This window comes from Acinetobacter sp. CIP 102129, assembly GCF_000368305.1.
GTDB lineage: Bacteria > Pseudomonadota > Gammaproteobacteria > Pseudomonadales > Moraxellaceae > Acinetobacter > Acinetobacter parvus.
This window is the reverse complement of record NZ_KB849338.1, coordinates 1-2,616: the sequence shown is the minus strand read 5'-3', so window position 1 is coordinate 2,616 and position 2,616 is coordinate 1. Positions and strand designations below refer to the sequence as shown.

General features: G+C 33.9%; 4 protein-coding genes and 1 tRNA gene. All 5 read left to right on the top strand.

What is annotated here, in order from left to right:
* The first annotated feature begins 260 nt into the window (after window positions 1-260).
* The 5 genes from F973_RS01530 to F973_RS01515 all read left to right on the top strand — a co-directional run bounded on the left by F973_RS01530 (window position 261) and on the right by F973_RS01515 (window position 2,524).
* A complete protein-coding gene (locus F973_RS01530) occupies window positions 261-548 on the top strand; it encodes a BrnT family toxin (RefSeq protein ID WP_004759459.1) in 288 nt (95 codons plus the stop codon).
* Window positions 535-852 (top strand): BrnA antitoxin family protein, encoded by a 318-nt coding sequence (locus tag F973_RS01525; RefSeq protein ID WP_004759458.1) that lies wholly within the window; start codon window positions 535-537, stop codon window positions 850-852. Before F973_RS01530 ends, F973_RS01525 begins: the two co-directional genes overlap by 14 nt.
* Window positions 853-896: 44 nt before the next feature.
* Window positions 897-1,007: transfer RNA gene (locus F973_RS14935), tRNA-OTHER, on the top strand.
* Window positions 1,008-1,043: 36 nt separating this feature from the next.
* Window positions 1,044-2,000 (top strand): hypothetical protein, encoded by a 957-nt coding sequence (locus F973_RS01520; protein WP_004759457.1) that lies wholly within the window; start codon window positions 1,044-1,046, stop codon window positions 1,998-2,000.
* Window positions 2,001-2,164: 164 nt separating this feature from the next.
* Complete coding sequence (locus F973_RS01515; RefSeq protein WP_004759454.1) at window positions 2,165-2,524, top strand: hypothetical protein; 360 nt, start codon at window positions 2,165-2,167, stop codon at window positions 2,522-2,524.
* The last annotated feature ends 92 nt before the right edge of the window (window positions 2,525-2,616 follow it).

Sequence of the window (2,616 nt, the reverse complement as noted above, 5' to 3'; positions counted from 1 at the left end):
TTTAATGAGGCATAAATATCCCCCTATTTAACATAATGGGCATTATGCGAAACCATTCTTAATTATTTTAATTAAATCAATTGTTTGTGAATTTTACATAATCCAAAAAAACACCAAAAAGCCGACACCGAAACAAGTCGGCTTTTTTATGAGCAGTTTTGGAATGTTTTGCCAATAATTTTGACTAAAAATTACGCTTCTCAACTTGAGTGATACAATTTTGTGATACATTATTGTATATACAAATTTGAATGTTTTTTATGGAACAGTATTTCGAATGGGATGAGGCAAAGAATCGAAAGAATCAGAAAAAACACGATGTCTCTTTCGAAACGGCAAGCCTTGTTTTTGATGATCCATTAAGGATCTCAATCCAGGATAGACATACCGATGGTGAGGAACGTTGGCAAACCATTGGAAGAGTAAAAGGCGTACTAATGCTATTAGTAGCTCACACCATCTTTGATGAAGATGACTGTGAAATCATACGAATCATTAGTGCAAGACAAGTAACTAAAGCAGAGCGAGATAAATATGAGCATGGTTAGATACTCACGCAAAGAACTGAATAAAAAATTCAGCGACAAGCAAGATGCTGAAATTGAACGCTTGCTTGCTAAAGGGACGGTTCCTGATGATCAGCTAGATCTCTCAGATATTCCTGAAATTACAGACTGGAGCAATGCTGTACGCCATAATCAATTCTATCGCCCAGTGAAGCAACAGACTTCCATCCGTTTAGATGCTGATGTACTTGCATGGTTTAAAGCTCAAGGCAAAGGCTATCAAACACGAATGAATGAAATTTTACGGGATGCTATGCTAAAAGAATTAAAAAATCATAAAAATTAAATATATCCTCTTGAAGTATTTACTTTCATCTCTATATACAAAATGGGCTGTTGGCGGAATTGGTATACGCGATGACTTGCCTATAGGTTTGTGTTGGAACTTATAGGAAGTCATTACAGTAATGTGTGGGAGTTCGAGTCTCCTACAGCCCACCAATATTAATTTTCCAAAAATAATTTCAATAGGCTTCAATGAATAATAAAGAAAATGTCAAAGAATTTACTAAGAGTGATTCAATAACACTGACTATGCCGTTTAATCCAGAACTAGTTAATATGATGAGAGAGTGGTACTTAAGTGTGCCAACCTTATATATGCTAGATATTTGCGTTGTAAGTGCTACAAAATTAAAAAGCTCTTCACTTGAAGCTAACCCTCGAAAAGCCAAACTTATAGACCATCTACGTGAATTAGATAGACCTCAACATAGCTTCTCATATCTTTTTGCTTTAATGGAGAAGGTAAGCGATTCACGTGGAATAGATACAGATGATGAATTAGAAGAAAAAATACTATCTGACCTCGAATCTCTAAGAAATTTTTTCACTGAAGCACATATAGCAGAATCTGATGAATTTATTCTAAGTTTCTTAAAAGATTTGCGAGGAAATCCTATTGAACAAAAACGATCTGACTACTTAAGCTTTCTATCTGCTCTAAATAACCAATTCAACTTAAGTAACCCTACTTCACCTAAACAACGATTAGATAAAGCTAAACAAATCATTAAACAAACTAATCATTTTGACTTTAGTAGACAGCATCCAATAGTTGCTATTGCTCTTGCATGTCTGTACGGCAATCATGCCGCTAAAAAATTAATGAAATTCAAAGATAATCCTGAAAAGTTTGATCCCGAAAATGCTTTAGCAGACATTATGTTAATAAGTAGATTTGCAAACATTAAACTGGAGATTGAGCACCTTGGGCGTACTGGTAAAGCTCAATTCCTTAGATCAGAATTTATTACAGATGATAATGGTCTAATTCAGATTCTTAAATACTTCACTCCTGACCATGTTAAGCACGTCGATCATAATGATGGCCGAGAAACTTATACAACGATGACTGTCAAATTGAAAGATCTACTGACAGACATAACGAGTGAAGAATATAACCATTTGCTCAATTTATTGAATCAAAGCTAGCTATAGCTTACTAGAACAGAAAAAATTATTAATGAAAATGGGAGCACTAGGCTCCCATTTCTTTATTTGATTATATGATATCGTTTTAATTAATTTCAAAAAATATATGAGATCTAGAGCAATAGAGTGTTTAATAGAAAATAATTAATTTATAGAGATGTCCTATGAGCTATAAGGATGAAATAACTCAAGATATTGCTGAGGTTATGACAGATTTACAAGTGCAGCCTATCCTTTTTATTGGATCTGGTATTTCACAACGTTATTTCAATGCTCCTTCATGGAAAGGGCTTATGAAAAAATTAGTTGAAATGTGCCCAGAGCTTTCAAATAAAAGATTTGCTTTTTATGAACAGCAATTTAGAGAAGGGAATGATACAGACTATACCCAAATGGCTAGTAGTTTTGTTGAGGCCTACAGTAATTGGGCATGGGGATCAACAGATCCATCTATAACACCATTTCCAGATGAGTTATTTGAAGATAATGCTCAAAAACAAGATTATATAAAATTCATCGTCTGAGGTGGTTCCGTTAATTAGACCACTCAATTCAGTTTTATAAGTGATAAATCCGCTCTAAATATTTAAATCATGCTGCCATTACTTTTAGTAAA

Bases quoted from the DNA above. Each gene is read 5' to 3' on its own strand.
- F973_RS01530 (WP_004759459.1), top strand. From the start codon at position 261: ATGGAACAGTATTTCGAATGGGATGAGGCAAAGAATCGAAAGAATCAG.
- F973_RS01525 (WP_004759458.1), top strand. From the start codon at position 535: ATGAGCATGGTTAGATACTCACGCAAAGAACTGAATAAAAAATTCAGC.
- F973_RS01520 (WP_004759457.1), top strand. From the start codon at position 1,044: ATGAATAATAAAGAAAATGTCAAAGAATTTACTAAGAGTGATTCAATA.
- F973_RS01515 (WP_004759454.1), top strand. From the start codon at position 2,165: ATGAGCTATAAGGATGAAATAACTCAAGATATTGCTGAGGTTATGACA.